Annotated in this window: 21 protein-coding genes; 10 read left to right on the top strand and 11 right to left on the bottom strand. The window is 37.9% G+C overall.

Annotated elements, in window-relative coordinates; genetic code table 11:
* Positions 1–122: 122 nt before the first annotated feature.
* The 5 genes from yhaM to V7077_RS22350 form a co-directional block, all read right to left on the bottom strand.
* Complete coding sequence (yhaM, locus tag V7077_RS22370) at positions 123–1,067, bottom strand: 3'-5' exoribonuclease YhaM (protein ID WP_335506054.1); 945 nt, start codon at positions 1,065–1,067, stop codon at positions 123–125.
* A gap of 55 nt (positions 1,068–1,122) precedes the next feature.
* Positions 1,123–4,122, bottom strand: coding sequence for an ATP-binding protein (locus V7077_RS22365; protein WP_335506052.1), 3,000 nt, complete (start codon positions 4,120–4,122; stop codon positions 1,123–1,125).
* 15 nt (positions 4,123–4,137) lie between these two features.
* Positions 4,138–5,358 (bottom strand): metallophosphoesterase family protein, encoded by a 1,221-nt coding sequence (locus V7077_RS22360; protein WP_335506050.1) that lies wholly within the window; start codon positions 5,356–5,358, stop codon positions 4,138–4,140.
* 141 nt (positions 5,359–5,499) lie between these two features.
* Positions 5,500–6,753: an ABC transporter permease gene (locus tag V7077_RS22355; RefSeq protein ID WP_335506048.1), complete on the bottom strand. Its 1,254-nt coding sequence runs from the start codon at positions 6,751–6,753 to the stop codon at positions 5,500–5,502.
* Positions 6,746–7,645 carry an ABC transporter ATP-binding protein gene (locus V7077_RS22350; protein WP_335506047.1) on the bottom strand — a complete coding sequence of 300 codons (900 nt, stop codon included), beginning with the start codon at positions 7,643–7,645 and terminating at the stop codon, positions 6,746–6,748. Before V7077_RS22350 ends, V7077_RS22355 begins: the two co-directional genes overlap by 8 nt.
* A gap of 158 nt (positions 7,646–7,803) precedes the next feature.
* On the opposite strand from V7077_RS22350, the gene V7077_RS22345 reads away from it, so the two are divergent.
* Complete coding sequence (locus V7077_RS22345; protein WP_335506045.1) at positions 7,804–7,989, top strand: YhzD family protein; 186 nt, start codon at positions 7,804–7,806, stop codon at positions 7,987–7,989.
* Positions 7,990–8,024: 35 nt separating this feature from the next.
* Here the strand turns inward: V7077_RS22345 and V7077_RS22340 are convergent, their stop codons facing one another.
* From V7077_RS22340 to V7077_RS22325, 4 genes are all read right to left on the bottom strand, one after another.
* A complete protein-coding gene (locus tag V7077_RS22340) occupies positions 8,025–8,816 on the bottom strand; it encodes an enoyl-CoA hydratase (protein ID WP_335506043.1) in 792 nt (263 codons plus the stop codon).
* Between the two features lie 164 nt (positions 8,817–8,980).
* Positions 8,981–10,492, bottom strand: coding sequence for a coproporphyrinogen III oxidase (locus tag V7077_RS22335; RefSeq protein WP_335506042.1), 1,512 nt, complete (start codon positions 10,490–10,492; stop codon positions 8,981–8,983).
* Positions 10,493–10,706: 214 nt separating this feature from the next.
* Positions 10,707–11,576 carry a Cof-type HAD-IIB family hydrolase gene (locus tag V7077_RS22330; RefSeq protein ID WP_335506040.1) on the bottom strand — a complete coding sequence of 290 codons (870 nt, stop codon included), beginning with the start codon at positions 11,574–11,576 and terminating at the stop codon, positions 10,707–10,709.
* Positions 11,577–11,692: 116 nt separating this feature from the next.
* Positions 11,693–12,040, bottom strand: a complete 348-nt coding sequence (locus V7077_RS22325; protein ID WP_335506038.1) for a YlbF family regulator — start codon at positions 12,038–12,040, stop codon at positions 11,693–11,695.
* 150 nt (positions 12,041–12,190) lie between these two features.
* On the opposite strand from V7077_RS22325, the gene V7077_RS22320 reads away from it, so the two are divergent.
* The 8 genes from V7077_RS22320 to V7077_RS22285 all read left to right on the top strand — a co-directional run bounded on the left by V7077_RS22320 (position 12,191) and on the right by V7077_RS22285 (position 19,906).
* The gene (locus V7077_RS22320) at positions 12,191–13,570 is read left to right on the top strand and encodes a YheC/YheD family endospore coat-associated protein (RefSeq protein ID WP_335506036.1); all 1,380 of its coding nucleotides are present in this window, start codon (positions 12,191–12,193) and stop codon (positions 13,568–13,570) included.
* Position 13,571: 1 nt separating this feature from the next.
* Complete coding sequence (locus V7077_RS22315; RefSeq protein ID WP_335506034.1) at positions 13,572–14,675, top strand: YheC/YheD family endospore coat-associated protein; 1,104 nt, start codon at positions 13,572–13,574, stop codon at positions 14,673–14,675.
* On the top strand, positions 14,653–16,017 hold the full coding sequence (locus V7077_RS22310; protein WP_335506031.1) for a YheC/YheD family endospore coat-associated protein: 1,365 nt from the start codon (positions 14,653–14,655) through the stop codon (positions 16,015–16,017). The genes V7077_RS22315 and V7077_RS22310 overlap by 23 nt, the downstream gene beginning before the upstream one ends.
* Positions 16,014–17,057, top strand: coding sequence for a YheC/YheD family endospore coat-associated protein (locus tag V7077_RS22305; protein ID WP_335506029.1), 1,044 nt, complete (start codon positions 16,014–16,016; stop codon positions 17,055–17,057). The genes V7077_RS22310 and V7077_RS22305 overlap by 4 nt, the downstream gene beginning before the upstream one ends.
* A 79-nt stretch (positions 17,058–17,136) precedes the next feature.
* A complete protein-coding gene (locus tag V7077_RS22300; RefSeq protein ID WP_335506027.1) occupies positions 17,137–17,346 on the top strand; it encodes a YheE family protein in 210 nt (69 codons plus the stop codon).
* A 131-nt stretch (positions 17,347–17,477) separates the two neighbouring features.
* Complete coding sequence (locus tag V7077_RS22295) at positions 17,478–17,663, top strand: hypothetical protein (protein WP_335506026.1); 186 nt, start codon at positions 17,478–17,480, stop codon at positions 17,661–17,663.
* 121 nt (positions 17,664–17,784) lie between these two features.
* The gene (locus V7077_RS22290; RefSeq protein ID WP_335506023.1) at positions 17,785–18,687 is read left to right on the top strand and encodes a PucR family transcriptional regulator; all 903 of its coding nucleotides are present in this window, start codon (positions 17,785–17,787) and stop codon (positions 18,685–18,687) included.
* 106 nt (positions 18,688–18,793) lie between these two features.
* Complete coding sequence (locus V7077_RS22285; RefSeq protein WP_335506021.1) at positions 18,794–19,906, top strand: ABC transporter ATP-binding protein; 1,113 nt, start codon at positions 18,794–18,796, stop codon at positions 19,904–19,906.
* Between the two features lie 39 nt (positions 19,907–19,945).
* On the opposite strand, the gene V7077_RS22280 is transcribed toward V7077_RS22285, so the two are convergent.
* Positions 19,946–20,188 (bottom strand): hypothetical protein, encoded by a 243-nt coding sequence (locus V7077_RS22280; protein ID WP_335506019.1) that lies wholly within the window; start codon positions 20,186–20,188, stop codon positions 19,946–19,948.
* A 314-nt stretch (positions 20,189–20,502) separates the two neighbouring features.
* Between V7077_RS22280 and V7077_RS22275 the strand changes: the two genes are divergently transcribed.
* Positions 20,503–20,709: an alpha/beta-type small acid-soluble spore protein gene (locus tag V7077_RS22275; protein WP_215040071.1), complete on the top strand. Its 207-nt coding sequence runs from the start codon at positions 20,503–20,505 to the stop codon at positions 20,707–20,709.
* A 78-nt stretch (positions 20,710–20,787) separates the two neighbouring features.
* Here the strand turns inward: V7077_RS22275 and fumC are convergent, their stop codons facing one another.
* Entirely contained in the window at positions 20,788–22,167 is a 1,380-nt protein-coding gene (gene fumC, locus V7077_RS22270; RefSeq protein ID WP_335506204.1) for a class II fumarate hydratase, read from the bottom strand.
* Positions 22,168–22,271 lie beyond the last annotated feature (104 nt).

Genomic DNA, 22,271 nt, shown 5'->3' with positions numbered 1-22,271 from the left:
TCTCCTGCTCCCTTCACTAATGTTTGTCCACTTTAGGTTTCTTTTACTACAACATATTTCGCCTAAACCTAAAATATTCATTTTTCCAAAAAAAATAACCCAAATTGGGTTATTTTTTAGGTTTACTTATGGAACACCGGCTTATAAAAAGCGCGGTTATCTAAGGCAAATATTCGCTCCGTATACTCCCCTGGCTTGACTCTTTCTAGAGCCCTGTCGAGCATATTCATTTTTGCATCAAGATTATCAATATAATGAAGGATTTCCGCTTCCTTTATCAAAGGAGGTTTTGGACTTCCCCACTCTGCTTTGCCATGATGGCTTAAAACCAGGTGCTGGAGGATTAATATTTCTTCTCCAGTAATGCCTAGCTCCTCAGCTGCTTTACCAATTTCGGTGATCATAATGGTAATATGTCCGAGTAAATTCCCTTCAATTGTATAGGTGGTTGAAATCGGTCCTGATAATTCCATAACCTTACCCATATCATGCAAAATAACTCCTGCATAGAGTAAATCCTTATCAAGGCTCGGATATAAAGATGCTATTGCTTTGGCCAAGTCCAGCATACTGACGACGTGATAGGCAAGACCAGAAACAAATTCATGATGATTTTTCGTTGCTGCAGGATATTCCAAGAAGGCCTTTTGATGCTTTTTTATTAAATGTCGGGTGACCCTTTGGATATTCGGATTTTTCATTTCAAATATATATTGGGTCAACTTACTCATCATTTCTTCCTGACTAACAGGTGCAGTTAGAAGAAAATCATCCAGCCTTACACCATCAGAAGGGCCGGTTTTTCGAATTTGACGGATTTTTAACTGACTTTTCCCACGGTAGTTTTGAAGTTCTCCAAGTATTTTTACAATTGTCTGTGCTGCATAATTCTTTTCATCATCTGCCCCAGCATCCCAAAGCTTCGCCTCGATTTCCCCGCTTTGGTCTTGCAGAATTAATGTCAAAAATGGTTTACCATTACTGGCAATTCCCTTTGTCGAACTCTTTATTAGGAGGTATAATTCAACTTGTTCCCCTACATCATACTGTAATATACCCTTGCTCAACCTCTTCACTCTCCCTTCCGATAATTAGAGTATACCATATCCAGCTAGTACTCTATTAAGTAGTCTGAACAGCACCTTTTTCCAAACGAAGAACATTTTCCTTTTGGAAATGAGATAATAAATGCTCATGACAAGTAAAAAATAGCACCTGATTTTGTTTCAATCCACGAAGAAGTTCAATCACCTTTTGTGTTCTTTTGGCATCAAAATTAACGAAACTATCATCGATGATAATAGGAAACTGATATTTATCATAAAGTGTTGTAGCCAAAGCCAATCGAATCGAAACATATAACTGTTCAGTTGTCGCTTGACTTAACTCATTTGCTTCAAAGACAGTGTGGTCATCCCGTTCAACAAGAAAACCTGTTCCTGACTTTTGCAAATGGATTCTATTGTAGCTTCCATCTGTTAAAAAAGACATGTACTCCTCTGCCTTTACAAGCATTCTTGGCAAATGCACGTTTTTATATTTATCAATAGTTTCCGCCAGTACCGCTTGCGCCAATCGATAGACAGACCATTCTTTAGCTGCCTCTTCCAATTCATAGTTCTTTTGTTTAAATTGATGGAGAATGTCAGTGTATACCCCACCCTCTTCGAGAACTTGAATTTCATAGTTTATGGCAGCCATTTCCTCTCGATCCTTTTTCAGCTTTTCTTGTAATTGCTGTATGTCGACCTCCCATTGCTTTATTAATCCCTCACAGTCATATATGGACAAAAAGCCTTTCTTCTCCACTTCTGAGAGGAGAGAATATTGGAGTTGGTTGTGGAGAGAGCGTCGTCTCTCAAGCAGTTGCTCGTGTTTTTTTGCCTTTTCCCCCAATAAGTAAAATTGCTGTTCTGAATCTACCTTTGCAGCAAGTAAGAATTTATGATGTTCTATTTGTAAAAGCTCTAGTTCTTGAACTTTTTGAGTTAAATCCGCTTTAAGTTCTGCGAGCTTCTTTGCTCTCTCTATGCTCATGATTTGCTTTTCATGTTCTTCCTTGAGTTTGTTTCGTAATAGAAAAGCTGAAGTGTGTAAATCATGACCCTTTTCTCGTAAAAAGCGCTCCTCTATCGACCTTAAGCCTTCCTCTACTAAAGATTGTTGATGATTAATTTCGTTTATCCTTAGTGCAAACTGATTTTTATCTCTGCAAATCGTTTTATACTGTTCAATATAAGCAAATGCTTCTGCTAAAAAACTGACGGCAATATATTCAGGAATATTTAACTCTTTACTAATAAAAAGGAGTTTTTCTTTATTTTGTTCTGTTGCTAATTCCCACTCCTCGAATTTAGAGATGACCTTTTCAAATAGGGATTGTTGCTGCTTTAGCTTTATTTTTAGCAATTGCAGTTCCTGTCGCTTTTGATTATCAACTAGTAATTGGCTTTCGAGTGATTTAGCATTGAGAAATTCGGATGCTTGAAGCTTTTGTTGCAAGGCTTTTTCCTTTTCTTTTAATTCAGCAATCTTTTGTCGTATGCTGTCTTCATTCGTCTGTTTTGCCCCTTTTATCAAAAAAAGAACAAGACCGATACACCCTAATAAACCAATAGCCAATAGGAACCATTGCATTGTAACTAGCCCATATAAAAATACTCCCAATAAAATTGATGCAAAAAGAAGCATCTGAAGTTTCCGGTCACTTTGCAGCTTTTTTTTTGCTGCTTGACTTCGCTCATTTTCATGTTGGTAGTATTCTATTTTTTCTTGTATTGATTTTAATTCCCATTCTAAGCTCTGTTTATCATTCCTCTGACTTATCTGCTCCTCAATTTGAACTCTCTCTTTTTGGGGCAATATCTTACTCTCAGCGAAACGAACCTCTTTTTCTATTTGATCAAGCGCCTTTTTTTCCTCTTGATATTGACGATCTAACTCTTCCTTTACTTCTTCTAACTTTTGTTTTTTACGAGTAACCATTTCTACTTGGTTTTTCATGTAAATATTTGTATTAATCATGAGGATTTCATCCTCAGATAGGGGCAAATGAAGTTTTTCTCTTGTTATCGAAAGCTTTTCTTCAAAATCTGAGAGTTTCTGTTCAGATTGCTTTTTCTCTATCGTTAATTGTTCAATAATAGGAACCTGGTCAAGTAAACTTAAAATGGAGGGCTCGTTTTCTAAAAATTCAAGATCAGGGCCGATACTAGTTAACTCTTCCTGTAAACCTTCTACTCTAGTCGTGATACTGGTAATTTCAGCTTTAACGGGATGAATCAGCTGATTTATTTTTTCCAGTCTTTCAATCCCGCGAGCTGGGAAGTCGATAGTTCCTAATTCCTTTAGCTCATTTTCAATCCAAATTTCTTCCTTTACAACGGATTCAATTCTCTTCCATTCTTTAAGTTTAATAATTTTTTCGCCAGTTTCTTCAATCGCAGCATTTCTTAAATCGATCTCTTGATGCAATGCCTCTTTTTTTCGTTGAAGTTCCTCATATTCGTTATTCCTCGATGCAGCCTTTTTTAATTGACCTTTTAATTCATGAAGTTCCTGTAATTTTTCATTTAAAATTGGTTTCTTACCTGATGGCTTAAAACGTACGTCTAGTTCTTTTTGCAATAAGTTTTCTGCTTTGGCCAACTGCTCAGTGCCCAATGTCCCCGCTGAAAACAAAAACTTACCAATTTCTTCTCCCTTCATTTGGTGAATGTTCTGAAGCCCCTGTAAATTAAAGGAGAAAACGGCCTGGAACAAGCTTTTATCAAAGTTACCCAACAATTGTTTCAGGAGCTCCTCACCGCCGGCAGTTCCATTATCCATCATTACCTTTACATCCCCTGCGGCTTTCCCCTTTACACGTTCGATCACAGCAAATCCTTGCTCTTCATGATAAATTCTAAGCTTTCCACCGTACTTAGGACTATGTTTTGGTTCATAGCGCAGCTCGGACGACTGCTTGGCAGGGAAACCGAATAAAATGCCATGAATAAAAGCCATCAAGGTGGACTTCCCTGCTTCATTCTCACCATAAAAAACTTGATAATCTGAAAGAGACTTAATGATTACGTTTTCTAATTGGCCATATCCATAAATGTATATTTCTAGAATTTTCATGCCGCGTCTCCTTAATTAATCCTTATAAAGTAATTCAATTACTAATTTTTCTGTTTTTCTAAGTAATTCATCTTTCTCTGCCGTTTCTAAATGCGATAAGTATTTTCTTGCTAATGGATGTTCATAAAGTAATGCTAATGCTTGCTCGGTTTGATCAAAATGGTCAATGACCTCAAATAATTCACCATAAAAATTGGCTTCCGTTCTCATCTGTTCTTTATCGAAAGGCAATTTTTCATCGAATTTCAAATCGGCTACCCAAACAAAGGACTCTTCTTCACTTTCATCTTCTAAGAGAAGTTCAAGCAATTCATTATCGATACTTTTCTGTTCACGCATATCTGCAAGCTGTGTATTTTTCAACCTAAGGGTTAGTAGTGTTCCGTTACGCTCTCTCCTTATTTCATTTATCGCTATTTGGCATAAATAAAAGAGATCGTCAAAACTAACGGCTGTCTCGGCATTTACGGTTAATTCCTCCCAAATAATATCGGAAGCTTCAATATAGTCCAGTGCTGCATCCCCATCTGTAAAAGTAACATGATAGAAACCTTTACTTCCTGATTCCTTTTTATTTCTTCCTTGAATATTACCAGGATAAATAATAGGAGGATTCAAAGACAATTCAGAACGTTTATGAATGTGTCCAAGTGCCCAATAATCAAAATTTTTCTGAACAAGATCCTTTACTGTAAATGGCGCGTAATTATCGTGGTCTGTCCCGGAACTCTCGTTTCCATGAAGAATCCCAATATGGTAATCTGCACTCTCGATTTTGTTGTACTCATCAATTTTTCGTTCAAAAATATGTCTTGTTGCATAACTAAATCCGTATAGATGGACAATGGCACCGCTTTTTGTCAATAACTCCATTTTCTCAACCTTGCTTCCAAAAACATGAACATTTTCTGGCATGTCAAGGTGAACCCAAGAGCCGTTTAAATGGTCATGATTACCATGAACGATATAGACCGGGATTTTTTCATCGTTAAGTTTAAGCATTTCCTTACGAAAACGAGCCTGTGCACGTAAACTGCGATCCTCACCATCAAATATATCACCTGCAATTATGACAAAATCAACATGCTGCTCAATCGCAGTTATGGTTAGTTTTTTCAGTGCCGTAAATGTACTCTCTTTTACTCGATTAAAGATATTTTCCGGCAAATGCTTTAAACCAATCATTGGACTGTCTAAATGCAGGTCGGCTGCATGGATAAACGATATCTTTTTCATAAAATATTCCTTTCACCATCTTTTCTCCATTGTAGCACCTTTAACCTCAAAATGCGAATGCATGTTCTAAATAACAAAAGGGTAAGTTCTTTTCATTTGATTGAAAAAAAAGCCTTACCAATTGGTAAAGCTCTTGTAACCTTATTCGTTTTTTGTTAGTTGTAATGCCTTTTTAATATCTTTATAGGAGTTAGACTTTCCATACATTAACACACCACCTCGGTACACGCGTGCACCAAAAACCGCAAGTATCGATATGGTCGCAATAAGGATTATGATTCCTATGACCGCCTCCCAGACCGGGATTGTAAGCATACCGACACGTAAAAACATGATCATCGGGGTAAAGAAAGGAATATAGGATGTAACAGTAATAAATGGGGCGTCAGGCTTACCAAGTCCAAACATGGCAATCATAAATCCAGCAACAACCATTAAGGTCATCGGAGTAATCATCTGCTGTACATCTTCAATCCGGCTGACAAGCGACCCCAAAAAGGCTGCCAGTGTGGCATATAGAAAATAACCAAGAATAAAGAAAATAACTGCATACACAATGGTCCCAGTTGGTATTTCTCCAAATCCGTATACCCCGAAAAAACCATCCTTTACTGATTCCATATTTCTCATAAATGAATAATAACCAACCACTAAAAAAATAGCTAATTGGGTTAGGCTTAATAATCCAATTCCCACTATTTTAGCAAACATTTGTTTAATCGGGGAAACACTTGAAATTAAAATCTCCATCACACGTGAAGACTTCTCGGTTGCAACTTCCATCGCAATCATGTTGGCATACATGATCACCGCAAAATAGATAACGAATAACAAGACATAAACTAATCCTCTTGCCTGATTTAACTCCTCCTCCGTTTTTGCATTTTTCTCAAGTGCCAATTTTTTAAACGAGACGGGTTCATAAAGTTTTTGCAGCTGATCGGGTGCTAAATTAATCTGAGAGGCTGCAATCATTGTTTTAAGTTGCTGCAATCCTGTTTGAAGATCAGTATATAAAGTCGAATCAGCGATACTCATGGCTTTAAAGGTAGCTTCAGGCAGCTTTTGCTCGTTTAGATGAAGTTGAATAACCCCTGCAAAATCACCTTTTTCAACTAATCTTTCCGCCTGCTCTTCACTGCCCTTATATAAAGTCAGTTGAATATTTTTATTAGCACTTTTTATTTGCTGTTTATATGGCTTAAAAAGCTGGCTGGATTGGTCGATGACAGCAACCTTTTCCTTTCCGCCATTTTTATCAAATAAATCGATGATATTATTAATGTTCGTTATCGCTAATACAATTACAACGGTTAATAACGTAGTGACAATAAACGATTTTGTTTTGAGCTTGTTTAGGTATGTATGAAATAAGATAATCCAGAAACTATTCATAAGAATTACCTACTTTCTCAATAAAAATATCATTTAATGAAGGCTCTTCTAGCGCAAATTTGCGAATAAACCCTTTATCGACAATGTATTTAAGGATTTTTTCTGCAACTTCCTCCCCAACAATTTGCAGAGAAATGCCTTCCATTGTGACTTTGGCTTTCACCACCCCAGGGAAACTCTTCAAGAAGTCTAACGAAAAATCTGCATGGATCACTAGATTCTTTTTGCCAAATTCACGTTTGATATCTTTTAAAGAACCACTTACGACCGGACTGCCCTTTTGTAAGATACATAGGTGTTCACACATCTCCTCTACATGCTCCATCCGATGACTTGAGAACACGATCGTTGCTCCATTTTCTTTTAAGGATAAAACTGCTTCCTTTAGCATCTCCACATTAACTGGGTCAAGTCCGCTGAACGGCTCATCTAAGATTAATAATTTAGGCTTATGGACAACTGCTGCTATAAATTGGATTTTCTGCTGATTTCCTTTTGATAGCTCTTCAACCTTCTTATTTTCATAGTCTGGAATTTTAAAACGTTTTAACCACGATTTTAATTCCGCTAATGCCTCCGTCTTTTGCATTCCTCTTAATCTAGCTAAATAGACAATTTGATCTCGCACTTTTAACTTTGGATATAAGCCTCTTTCCTCAGGCAAGTACCCAACCAGGTGGCTGGTAGAATAATTAATTGGTTGATTGTCCCAAGTAATACTGCCGGACGAACTATCCAACAGGCCCAATATCATTCGGAATGTTGTCGTTTTGCCTGCCCCATTTGCCCCTAAGAAACCAAACATCTCCTTTTCCGGGATGGTCAACGACAAATCATTTACAGCCGTAAATTGACCAAACCTTTTGGTAATATGATCAAGTTTGAGCACCATAGTACACACCCCTTTCACTCCCTAATACGAATATACCATAATTTGGTTTCAAATAATTTTTTGAAAAATTTAAAGAATTGTGTGAAAATAAAATTAAAATGGAAACGGCTCCAATTGTAATCGCCGGCTCCTAATAACATGGATAAGGAGGATTGTCGATGAAAACATATATATTAACAGCTTTCGAGGCAAATGGGGAAAAATTATTAGAAGAAAGTCTTCAAGCTGAAAATGATGAGGCTGCAAAGAAACAAGGTGAACAACTATTACAAGAAAAACAATTACTAGAAAAGACACATCGATTAACATCACCTAGCGGCAAGCTTTTATTATTTCATTCATAAGCAAACAAAGAAGCCCGCGGGCTTCTTTGTTTGCTTTATTTCCCCATAAATTTCGGTTTCCTTTTTTCGAGAAAAGCCCGGATCCCTTCACGGTGGTCAAGTGTTTCACGCATTTTTTGCTGGCCGTATTTCTCTAACTCCAGTACTTTAAGTAATTGGGGACGATTCTTTTCAGCCATTATTTTTTTGGTTTTAATCATGGCCTGAACCGGGCGGCTCAACCAATCTTGTACCCTTTCCTCCAACGTTTCCTGAAGGCTGCCTTCTGCTACTTCTTGGATTAATCCCATTTTATATGCTTCGTCGGCACTTAACATTTTCCCGTCCCAAATGACCTGCTTAGCCATGGTTTCTCCTAATCTTTTTTCTAAAAAGAAGTGTGCTCCGCCATCAGGTATTAAGCCAATGCCTATAAAATTCATCGCTAGCTTACTAGTTTCATCTGCAATAATATAATCTGTCGCTAGCGCCAAACTAAATCCTAAACCTGCGGCTGCACCGGAAACAGCACTAATCGTTAGTTTTGGCAGGCTGTATAAAGTAATAATTAATTCGCTAATGTAATCCATCACTGGAAAAAAATCCGCCTCATTCATATTGGACAGCATCGTTTTAATATCGCCGCCGGCTGAAAAGGCTTTTCCTTTTCCTGTTAGGACCAAAATATCGATTTCATCCGACTCACTAATCTCCTTCAGCTTGCATACCAGACCCTTTATAACGTCAATGTCCATCGCATTTAATGCCTCCGGCCGATTTAATTCAATCGTGGCAACACGGCCATTCACTCGTAAATTTACCTTATCCGTTACAAAATTAATAGACATTCCAAATCTCCTCCCATTTTATTCATTCAATTCCATTATATATGGTATTGTGAACAATAAAAACAAGCATTCAAAATATATTGAATTTTCTTAAGGATGGCCAGGTGCGGGCAGTACTCTTAGTCAAACTTTATATTCCTAATGTAAAAAATCCCCGCTTAGATTTAAGCAGGGGAACCTTCTTCTGAGAATAATTCTTCTAGAATTGTAAGTTTATCTTGCGTGTATTTTTCAAAGTTGTCATTATACGATTTAGGGTCCTTCGGATTGGCAAAATGAGTGATCTTCCCTGTTACTGGATTAATAAATTTACTTGCAGCACCACAGCCAAGTCCTATAATGGTTTGCTGCTCCTCCATAATCATAATATTATAGATACTTTCTTGATTAGGGAATGAATACCCGACATTCTCCAGATTTCCTAGGATATTCTTTTGACGGTATAAGTAATAAGGTACATAGCTATGAGCTTTAGTCCAATTCTCAGCAAGCTCCATCATTTTTTCTACTTCTTGACGCGGAGCAACCTTATACTTGTCTTTATTTTTCGTCATTTCTGAAGCTCTCTTAAATGAAAGCGTATGAACGGTTAGCGACTCCGGCATTAATTTTTCTGTTTCTGCTAAGGAATGGGTAAACTCATCCAACCCCTCACCCGGTAGACCAATAATTAAATCCATATTAATATTATTCATGCCCATTTGACGGGCCAAATGGTATTTTTCAATTGTTTCAGTAACAGTGTGATGTCTTCCGATCGCCTTTAAGGTCTCTTGAGTATACGATTGTGGATTTATGCTAATCCGGTCAATATTCCACTTTTTTAAGATGTCTAATTTTTCAGGTGTAATCGTATCAGGGCGCCCCGCCTCTACCGTAATTTCACGAATGTTTTCAACATCAGGAAATGAAGTGTACATTTCTTCGTAAAGCATATCCATCTCTTCCGCTGTAATACTAGTGGGAGTGCCTCCACCATAGTAAACTGTTGTGATTCGAACGTCTTTTTCCTTTAGCCAAGCACCAACTTTTTGCATTTCATAATGAAGGCCTCCCAAGAAAGAGTTGACAGAACCTTGCCTGCCATTAATAGCATAAGCAGGAAATGTGCAATAAGCGCATTTGGTTGGACAAAACGGGATACCAATATAAATGCTGACTTCCTTTTGCAGCGAATATAGGTCAGGAACAACAGCAAGCTGGCGATCAACAATTTGCTGCATCAACTCAATCTTCTCATCACTAATTAAGTAATCCTCTTTTAATTGCTGATGAGCCTCTTTTTGCGGTATGCCTTTCTGCACTTTCCGATGCAGTAATTTTGTAGGTCTAACCCCTGTTAAAATCCCCCACTTTTGCGTTATGCCTGTCCAGTCCTGAAGTAATGTTAAATAAACATGGGCTACTGCATTCTTAATTTGTTTAAACTGTTCCTTTTCGGTATCTAATAAAATAATTTCTTTCTGATAATTAGTGACCAGCACTTTTCCATTTTGATCCTTTAATTCAGCTTCTACAGTTACAAGATCTTGGACCTTTAGTGTAAACTTTATTTCAACATCTGCATCGCTTTGAATCCCCATAAAAATCTCGGATTCCTCAAAAAACAAATTAGCAATAAGCTGCATTTGCCTATTAAATCTTTCATCCTCTATCCCAATAATCGAAATTCGCAAAGTTAATCACCTTTCATATAAAAAGCACAAGAATCCTTCTTCTGCTGCTCATGCTCGACATTTCTAAACTCTCTTAAGTGTACAAAATCAAGAAAACAAGGTCAAATGGAAAAGCGGAAGCGCCTTGAACTCCTATGCGCAAGAGCGGGACAATTTTCAAAAGCTCTTACAAAAAACAGAGATATCAAGCAATTGCTATGATATCTCTGATATTTTAATTTTTAATGATCTTCATTTTTCTTAAAAATTCAATTGGCTGCTGCTTGCGGAAGTGTTCTTTTACCATGTAGGCGACACCATGCTCATTTTTCGATCTAGTTACCCAATCGGAAGCCTTTTTTACCTCAAAATCGGCATTCCACATCGCAACCCCTAGCCCTGCTGCTGCAATTAATGGGATATCATCAAGTCCATCACCAATATAAACCATTTCACTTCGCTTAATCCCCAGTTGGCTGCCTAGGTATGATAATCCAGTTAGCTTAGAAACACCGGCAGGAACAATATCTAACCTCAATGAATCCAGTTGTATCACATCAATCTCTGTAAACATTTTTCTTAATGCCTGAACGGCATCGGTAAGGTCTCGCTCATCTTCAAAGTACACCTCTATTTTAGGAGATGTTACTGGCTGGTCATGTAAATACTCGCTTAAAGAAGATACAAATTGCTGGGAATAGAAAACGGGATCTCCTGAAGTAAACACAGTTTTAGCCAGTAACTGATTATTCAGCTTTAATTTATTAGCTAATGAAAATTGCTCATGGACTAGCCTGATTTGACAGGGCAATGCTTCTAAAAAACGAATCGCATCATACGTGATGTCTTCATCAATTCTTTTAACATATACAGGTTTCTCCACTGAACTGGCAATAAATGCCCCTTGGTGGGTAACAAGGGGTGCTGTTATTTTTAACGCCTTCGCCACTTTCTTAGCTGAGGGGAAGCTTCTTGATGTAACCAATGTTACATTGATCCCTTTTTGCTGAACATATTCAATTGCTTCCCTTGTTGATTTATGAATTTTTCCATTCGATTGGAGTAGCGTGCCATCAATATTTAGCGCAAGCAAGCGATAAATCATTATGTTGCCCCCTGTTCTTGGTGAAATTACCTTTATAACACTTTTATGATTTTTTGGGGGTATATAGAACAAAAAGAGAAAGCCTTCGGTTTTGCGACCGAAGGCTTTTAATTCATTTAAAGGTTTCCGTATAAATCTTCCAATGGCTTCATAATAACTTTGTTTAATTCGCCAATTACCATGCTCATTCGCTGTTCTGCTTCCATTAGACGGGCTATTTTTGGATTCTGTTGAACAAGACCAACCGTTGATTGAGCCTGCTGGATTTCCTTCTCAGAAATATTTTGGCCCATCATTTGTTTTTGCTGCAAATTCATCTGCATTTGTCTAAACTGATCAAACATTTGTTTTGCTTGAGGGTCTGAATTTACTTCGCTATAAGCCTGCTGTAATTGTATATACTCATTACTTTGACGAATTGCTGTTTCTAATGCGTAGGCTGAATCATATAAATTAACTGCCATTTTAAGCCACTCCTTTTTGTATAAACATCTTCACAACTATAACAAACTATTCTATTTATTGCGAGAATGTTCAAATCACCATTTCTCAAGCCTTTACATAAGTTACTTATATCAACTTATGCCCAATATCCAAGAAAATGAGGAGTGAGTATGTCATTTTCATTAACCTCGATCCTAATTGTACCGAAAAAATTAACAGACAAAGATAAGAATGTTATCCAAATGTCTGCGCAATTGTGCAAGCAGCTACAACTAAATCAGCATAGTGAGCTAAACATCTCGATCGGCAGAAAAACCATTCCTGCCATTATTCAAATCGAAGACTTACCAGATTATATGATATATTTTTCCGAAGGTTTTATGGAATCCTTTTATCTCCCCATTCACCCCATTAAATTTCAAGCAATGGTTCTCCCTGAGTATCAAACCTTAAAGCTCGGGCCTGTGGCAGCTTTATTGACAGATTCAATTGAAAATAAAAACACGGGAACAAAATTTCGCTCCATTCATTTGTTTTGTGAGGAACTTCAACAAGGATTTAGTGAGAATGGTGGATTCTTCTACGTTTTTTCCTATAAACAGTTCTTAAGTCAAGGATATTATTGCCATGCTGGAACATGGACAGCTGCACAGCTGCCTGTCCCGGATGTTATTTATAACCGGATTCATTCTAGAGCACGGGAGTATAAAAAGGACTTTAAACATTTTCGAGAAAAAGTTACGAAATTATTGATACCCTTTTTTAATGACCGCTTTCTTTCAAAGTGGGAAGTTTACGAACACCTAAAAAGCGAAAAGAATCTAGACTCTTTTCTACCTGAAACAAAACTATTTTCGAAAGATCATTTTTACGACCTGGCACAAAAACATCACACCCTATTTCTAAAACCTATCCATGGAAGCCAAGGCCGAAATATCTTTAAAGTAACCCGTGCCCCAGATTCTCTTTACACGTTTGAAACCTCGTTAAAAACCTTGGCAGCTAACCAAGGGGGACCTTTTTCTTTAGATGAACTATATCAACGAATCAAGCCATTTATCCACGAGCGGATTTATATTATTCAACAAGGTATTCCATTGTTGTCTTATCAGTCATCTTTGATGGATTTCAGAGTTCTTTGCCATCAAAATTCGGATAACGATTGGAGGGTAACTTCAACTGTAGCCAGGATTGCCGCTAATCAAGAGTTTGTCTCAAATTTAGCAAGAGGCGGCACACTTACACGACCTCTAAATGCATTAAGAACGTGCATAAGCGATAACAAATCTTTAGAAGTACTAGCCCAAATGAAAGAATTGGCACTAGAGACTGCCTCGATTTTAAACCGCAATTCACAAGGCATAATTGGAGAACTTGGGATCGACATTGGGGTTGATCAAGATGGAAAACCATGGTTAATCGAAGTGAATTCTAAGCCATCCAAAAACTTTGAGGATGGTTTAACAAAAATCAGACCCTCTGCCAAGGCAATTATCCAGTTCTGTACCATTCTTGCATTTGATACAGCCGTTATAAAGGAGGAAATATAAAATGTTAACATTTGGCATTATGACACTAAATAGGGAAAGTGAAAATGCATATATAAATGAATTGGCTAACCGTGCGGAGTCATTGGAGATGGAGGTTTTCAGGTTTATTCCGTCCGATATTAATCCCCATGACCTCCAAGTTAAAGGGGTGAAGTTTGATTCAGATACAGCTTCTTGGTTGGAATGCACTATCCCAATCCCCACTATTATCTATGACCGCTGTTTTTACGGAGAAGATGAACATTCTAAACAATGCCTGTCCATTGTCACATGGCTAAAAAGCCGCAAGGATATTACCTTTTTAGGCTATGGATTACCGAATAAATGGGAACTATATCAAACTTTAAAAACCACTAAGCTAGCATCCTATTTACCTTCAACACAAGCTGTTCCAGATGTTGAAAGTATCTTAACGGAACTTGCCCTAAAGAAAAAAATTATTTTAAAACCGATTAATGGTTCCCAAGGATACGGTATTTACTATTTAAAGAAAAATGATAAAACAATACATGTTAAGACAGAAAAACAAAAAAGAATCATTTCCCGAATCTTTCCAAATGAAGCAAAGCTTAGTCAATGGCTTAAGCTTCTATTAAAACAGCGAGATTATTTATTGCAGCCGTATTTAGAACTTTCAAATAAAGACCACAAGCCATTTGATATCCGGATTCTCTTGCAAAAAAATGAACAGGGAGTATGGGGAGAACAAGGGCGGGGAATTCGGATAGGAACGACAGGCGGAATTCTATCAAACTTAGCTGCCGGAGGGAATGTAATCAATTTTAAAGACTGGCTTATTTCCCTTCCGCCTGCTAAAGCTGAATATATACAGCAGGAGCTAAATTATATTCTTACCAGTCTCCCTTCTCCTCTGGAACATGCGTTTATGCCTCTATTTGAAATTGGGATTGATATCGGCATTGCCAAAGACGGATCAATTTGGATCCTTGATATTAACTCTAAACCAGGTAGAAAAGTACTTTTATCGACAAACCCAGAATTACAAGAATCCCTTTACACCAAACCGCTCCTTTACGGAAAATACCTTACAGAGAATGATCAAACGGAAAGGAAGGTCTATTATGAGAAAACATTATCTCATTGAAGTAGCACAAAATGATCAGTTAATTGTCTTTTGTCCTCCAAAGCTGCTTCAGGGTAAAAAAATTAAAAGAATCGCTTTTGGCTCAAAATCAATGGAAGTTGAATTTTATCCCCATCCGGACAAAGATGACCGAATTGTCATCAGCAGGAAAATCCAAGAGACGATCCAGTATCCTTATTCTAGAGTTCCTTTACATGCTTTTCTAGAGGATGAGGTTCTTTATATAGGTCCATTAGTTGGAATCTTTACTGCTGGTTTTACTTCTTACCCAGAACAGCCAATTGGTGAACGGACTTTATTTTTTGCGAAACTGCTTTCTGTCAATCGATCTGTCGGTGCGCACGCCTTTGTTTTTGGGGAGCAGCATATTAATTGGGAGCAGGGAACGATCGAAGGATATTTCTTTCATGATAATGCTTGGCAAACAGTTGAAGTCCCTTTCCCCAATGTGGTCTATGACCGCCTGCCGAATCGAAAAAGTGAGGAAAATCCAAAATTAATTAAAGTGAGGAACCGCCTCCAAAAAGAATATCTGATTCCATGGTACAACCCTGGATTCTTTAATAAACTTGATATTTATGAAAGACTGCTGCAAGACTCATCTGTTACCGCCTATTTACCTGAGACCTATCCGTTTACATCCTTTTCCTCAATTGAAAACATGCTTTCCAAGTTTGGTCATGTTGTTATCAAGCCCAAGAATGGCAGTCTAGGTCATGGTGTTCATCAAATTATCTTCGACAAACACACGAACGATTATTATTGCCGGTATCAAGACGAAACAGGGACTAATCGTTTACGAAAATACTCCAGCTTGGAACGATTATTCCAATCGGTGTTTGCAACTCAATCACTCGATAGAATGATAGTCCAGCAAGGGATTCATCTGCTTAGGATTGAGCAACGCCCAGTTGATTTCCGCGTCCATACAAATAAAGACGAACATGGTGAATGGCAGATAACAGCCATCGCTGGAAAAATTGCTGGGCAAGGCAGCGTCACCACCCATGCACGAAGCGGTGGGGAAATAAAAACAGTTGGTGAAATTTTTCCTAACGAAGAAGCTAAAAATTTCAGTGAAAAACTAAGTAAGGCCGCTCTTCTACTAAGTAAAGCACTCGATCATACTATTGAGGGTATTATTGGTGAGATTGGTTTTGATTTAGGAATTGACCGAAACGGTGATGTTTGGCTGTTTGAAGCTAATTCGAAACCAGGAAGGTCAATCTTTAGTCATCCGGAATTAAAGGAATTTGATTTATTAACCCGGAAATTATCCATTGCGTTTGCCGTTTTTCTAACTGAGCAATCCTTATTACACCCAGAGGAAATGTTTAAATGAAAACCGATGGCACACCATTGATTGGTATCTTGACAGCAAGGAAATCAGAAGGGACCATTGCTGGAAATGGTCCTCTATTTATTAACATCCAAAAAAAGCTTATTTCACTTAAAAGTCAAAGCTTTGTATTTACACCCGAAGATGTGAAAGATGATTATATATACGGTTATTTTTATTCAACTGAGGAAAACCGTTGGAAAAAAAAGTCCTTCCCCTTCCCGGATTTAGTCTATAACCGTATCCCATTTCGTACTTCAGAACAGGAAGAAAAAAGCCAATGGTTATTTTCGCGTTTAAAGGAAAAGAAAATACCTTTTTTTAATCCTTGTTTTATTGACAAATATGAACTGTATCAACTATTAAAAGGTGATCACATCCTCCAGGATTATTTGCCAAACACCATCCTTGTACAGGGGCATAACGAATTATTAGACTTTCTCATGGGATTCGGAGGCATTTATTTAAAACCCACTCAATCTTCAAAGGGAAAAGGTATTGTGCGTATTCGAATGGACGGCCCTTCAGGAATACAACTGGATGGTATTCTTAAACATGAAACCTACTCATCTTTTACTCACTTTTGGGAGGAATGGAACGAAGAACTACTAAAAAAACGATATATAGCTCAGGAAGAAATTCGATCCGCAGAGTATGAAGGCAAACGTTTTGATTTTCGAATTTTAGCGCATGCAAATCACGATGATTACACACTTTCAGGAGTAGGGATTCGCCTTTCTCAGGAACAAGAAATCACAACTCATATCCCATCAGGGGGAAGGCTCGTTCCCTATCAGCTGTTGAAATCAAAAGAGCATGATGAATTTTTTCAGACGATAATTCCTAGTGTCGGTCAACTGCTATCCGAATATTTTGGATACTTCGGTGAGTTTAGCATTGACGCAGGATTAAGTAAAACAGGAAGATATTATATTTACGAAGTAAATTCAAAACCCATGAGCTTTGATGAAGAAGAGATTGAGAAAGAGAAAATTGAAAACCTATGCCGCTTATTTCTTCAACTCATTGAAGAATCCTCTTAAGCCGAAAGAAAAGATTTCCATATTCCTACTGACAAGGTAAGCTATACGTATAGTATTCTTTTGGAGGAGAAGATGTCTCATGCTTATACACTTTCAATATAAACCACTTTTTTCTAATCAAAATATTCCGGGCTGGAGCATTTCCTTTTATTATAAGAAAAAAAGATATACGGGAACCTATCACCAAACAGGAGCAATAGAATGGATGGGCGAGGCACCTGAACAGGAGGACCTTGAAATAGTAACGAGCCAGATTCATGAGTTAATGCTTTATCATGTTTATGAATAGCGTAAAAATGCATGAAACCTTACTTTTTTCCGCACAATAAGTTCATCAGCTCTACTTATGAAGAGATTAAGTCCGCGGCCAGAATAGAAAAGTCAGCTGGTTCATTTGTATCAGAGGAAAGGGTGACTCACATGAATAAAGATAATCTCTCTACTAAGGCATCTGCCTTTGAAGGCAGAGATAAGGCTTTCGTAGATGTAGACCGTATGATCAATGAAGGATTGTCCGGCGGTTCAGTCCATGCCCGCCAAGATGCGGCGAATATTGAGGAGGCACATGATCTTCCTAAAGAAGAACCACCAGCTGAAATTGAATAAATCCAAAGTGGCTGTATCTAATTATCAAGTTAGGTACAGCCATTTATCTTTTATGCTTTGCGATACTATTGGTATAATATTGCCTAAAGCCTGAAAATCTCTAAAAACGGGGAAATCATATATGATAAAAAAAATAATGTCACTCTACCAAAATTCCATCCTTTTTCCCAGCAAGCCCGAAAACCCATCAGATCGATATCTATATTTCTGCAGTGAAGCAGAAAAGGAATGGATTGGGATTCCTAAAACTGAGCTCAATGATCGAGAGGTAAGCCTCCTTAAAACACTTTATTCTTTAGAGGAATTCCAGAACTCGATCCTCCATCCGACTGTAAAAGTATGGCATGATTTTCTATATTCAAATGGTCCGCTACCAAACCACGTAGCAGGAAATACTCTTAGAATTATCCAGTTCAATATAAATGGAGCTGAAACCAACCAACCTGAAGTAGAATCCGCTTTAAAAGGTTTTTTCACTGAAGATATAATGATTATTTGGGAAAGCGGAAGCAGAGGGATTGTAATTGAAGAGAAGAATACCATGACCCTCACTGAGGAAGAGATTCTTTCCATGTCTGAAACACTGGAAAGCGACTTTTATGTAAAAATTTCTTTTTACATCGGTAAACCAAGTAGTTTAACCGTGCAGTTACCAAGTAAGTTTCTTCAAGAGAAGGAGTATTTTTCTTTTGCCGTTTCAAGGATGGGTCAGTCGAATATTTTTACTTTTGAACGGGTTTTTCCTGCTTATTTAGCTTTTCACTTGCCGCTCGAATTAAAAAGTAAGGTTAGCCAAGAAATCGTTGAGCTATTCAAAGAAGATCATGAGGTGTTTTCCACGATCAAAGTCTTTCTTGAAAACAATTTGAATGCCAGTATGACAGCAAAAAAATTATATATCCATCGAAATACATTACAGTATCGAATTGATAAATTTATCGAAAAATCCGGGATCGGTCTTAAGGATTTTTATGGAGCGTTTACTGTCTTCCTAGCTTGCCTGCTTTATGAACAGCAGAAATGACAATATGCCCAAAAAAGCGTTTTCACTTTTTGTGCAACCTGTCTATATGTAAATGTTTTCATTCCCTGTAAACTAAAGGTACAACTTATTCAGGGAGGTAATATAAATGGCTGAATTAAAATTAGATCATATTTATAAAATTTACGATAATAAAGTTACTGCTGTACAGGACTTCAACTTGCATATCGAAGATAAGGAATTTATCGTGTTCGTAGGTCCATCAGGCTGCGGTAAATCTACAACACTTCGAATGATTGCAGGTCTTGAAGATATTTCAAAAGGTGACTTTTACATTGATGGAAAAAGAGTAAACGATGTTGCTCCTAAAGATCGTGATATCGCGATGGTTTTCCAAAACTACGCTCTTTACCCACACATGACTGTGTATGATAACATGGCTTTCGGATTAAAATTACGTAAATTCCCAAAAGATGAAATCGACCGCCGCGTTAATGAAGCAGCAAAAATCCTTGGTTTAGAAGCTTACTTAACTCGTAAACCAAAAGCACTATCAGGCGGTCAGCGTCAGCGTGTTGCCCTCGGCCGTGCGATTGTTCGTGATGCAAAAGTTTTCTTAATGGACGAGCCATTATCAAACTTAGATGCTAAGCTTCGTGTTGCGATGCGTGCTGAGATTGCCAAACTGCACCGCCGTCTTGATACTACTACTATTTACGTTACCCACGACCAAACAGAAGCGATGACAATGGCAACACGGTTAGTTGTTATGAAGGACGGCGTCATTCAGCAGGTCGGTTCACCTAAAGAAGTTTATGAAAAGCCGGAAAATGTCTTTGTTGGCGGCTTTATCGGTTCACCTGCTATGAACTTCTTTAATGGTAAACTACAAGATGGAAAATTCGTGATTGGCAATACTTCAATTGCAGTTCCAGAAGGAAAAATGAAGTTTCTTCGTGAACAAGGTTATGTTGGCAAAGAAATCATCCTTGGTGTACGTCCAGAAGATATCCATGATGAACCTGTCTTTATCGAAGCATCAGCTGGAACAAAAATTAAAGCGAATGTTGATGTTGCTGAGTTAACGGGTGCAGAAATGATGGTTTATTCTAGTATTGGCGGACAGGATTTCGTTGCCCGTTTAGATTCACGTGCAGAAGTTCAGCCAGGAGATTCGATTGAACTTGCTTTTGACTTAAATAAGGCGCATTTCTTTGATACTGAATCTGAATCACGTATTAGAACAGTAAATGAAAGATAAATGATATAGAGAACCGGCCCCGTTATCTAGGTAACGGGGTCACTCTTTTATAAAAATCACTTCATCACTATGGCAGCCAGGGCATCTGTATAAATGTGGACACTTTTGGCCTGAATTCGTATCAGGAAAACCATCCTCGAGTTTCATTAAATCAATTTCCATATAGGGACTGTAATCATCAAAAAAATCAATGAGACGCCCGCTCTCTAACATTGGTTCCCCGCAATTCGTACACATTAAATAAACTTCTCTTAAACCATTACAAACTGGGCATATCGCCAATATATTTCACCCTTTTATTTATAAGATATTGTTAGTTTGTGTTAACTTAAACTTCGTATGTAATGGAATAAATTTCTAATCATTTTTTTGAATAGAACTTTAAAAATTAATCATAATAAAGATTACAAAGCAACAATTACAGCGATGGATGAAGCCAACTAGGGTATATCCGGTGCAACTCCGGATCATCCAACCATCTCCAATTACTAATATTCTTTATCAAAACATTTGATAATATGGGTTAGGCCAGGTGGCAATATTATGGTTCAATTCCATACTGACCCCAAAATTAATAAGAGGAGTGTTATTCAACTATGGCAAGTAACAACAACTCTAACAACCTTTTAGTACCAGGCGTAGAACAAGCTCTTAACCAAATGAAGTATGAAATCGCTCAAGAATTCGGTGTAAATCTTGGTGCAGACACTACTTCACGTGCAAACGGTTCTGTCGGAGGAGAAATTACAAAGCGTCTTGTAGCTATGGCAGAATCTCAACTTGGCGGCGGATTCCAACGCTAATCTTTAACAAACTTTATTGGACAAATTAATAATATGGCTTAGCCCCCTCCTTTTACGGAGGGGGCTTTCACTTTTCAATTACACCATCTTTTCAGGCTGAATCCAGTCAGCAAATTGTTCTTCCGTTACATACCCACTTTTAAGGGCTGCTTCTTTTAATGTGCTATTTTCCTTAAATGCAAGCTTAGCGATTTCTGCCGCTTTTTCATAACCGATATGTGGATTAAGTGCTGTAACTAACATTAACGACCTTTCCAGGTTGTTTTTAATTCTTTCTAAATTTACTTCTATTCCTGTTGCACAGTTTTTATTAAAGGAACGAATCCCATCACCAAGAAGTCGTATCGATTGAATGAGGTTATGAATGATGACTGGTTTAAAGACATTCAACTCGAAATTGCCTTGGCTGGCTGCAAAACTTATAGCAGCATCATTTCCAAAAATCTGACAGGCAGCCATCGTCAAGGCCTCACTTTGTGTGGGATTTACCTTCCCTGGCATTATCGAACTTCCTGGTTCATTTGCGGGAATATTAATCTCACCTATACCACTGCGCGGACCGCTCGCGAGCCAACGGACATCATTGGCAATTTTCATTAAATCGGCGGCTAATGCTTTTAAAGCTCCGTGCACAAAAACAATTTCGTCATGACTTGTCAGGGCATGAAATTTATTATCTGACGATTTGAAGGAATAACCCGTTATCTTTCTGAGTTCCTCTGCCGCCATCTGTCCGAATTGTGGGTGGGCGTTAATTCCTGTCCCTACCGCGGTTCCCCCTATCGCTAAATTCAATAAATGCTGGCTTGATTCTTTAATCATTTGTTCATTTTTATCCAGCATTGCCCTCCAGCCGCTAATTTCTTGGCCGAGTGTAAGCGGTGTTGCATCCTGCAAATGGGTTCGGCCGATCTTTACAATGTCAGCAAAAGCTCTCTCTTTTTCCTGAAATGTTTTTTTCAGTTCTTCAATCGCTGGTAATAGTGATTCCGTAATTTTGATATAGGCGGAAATATGCATAGCAGTTGGGAACGTATCGTTTGAGCTTTGAGACATATTGACATCATCATTTGGGTGAACCGTTTCCTTACTCCCCTTTTCGGCGAGCCAATGGTTTGCCCGATTTGCAATCACTTCATTAACATTCATATTGGATTGCGTTCCACTTCCTGTTTGCCAGACTAGTAATGGGAAATGTTGTTCATAACCACCGTTATTTATGTCATTACATACCTTTACGATAGCGTTCATTTTGACTTCGCTCAGCTTCCCTAATTGACAATTCACAACTGCAGCTGCTTTTTTAATTAAGACCAAACCATAGACCACTTCAAGCGGCATTTTTTCTTCACTAATTTTAAAATTTTCCTTGCTTCGCTGGGTTTGCGCTCCCCAATACTTTTCTTCAGGGACTCGGATTTCTCCGAGCGTGTCCTTTTCAATTCTAAACTTCTCCATGACGATCCACCTCACAATTTCGCTTACTTCAATATATATATCCATTGTTGACTTATTTATAAACATCACGGCTATTTTTATAGAAATGGCTGTGTTAAAGGTTA

Source organism: Neobacillus vireti (genome assembly GCF_036962465.1).
Taxonomy (GTDB): domain Bacteria; phylum Bacillota; class Bacilli; order Bacillales; family Cytobacillaceae; genus Neobacillus; species Neobacillus vireti_B.
This window is presented reverse-complemented; position numbering and strand designations above follow the sequence as displayed.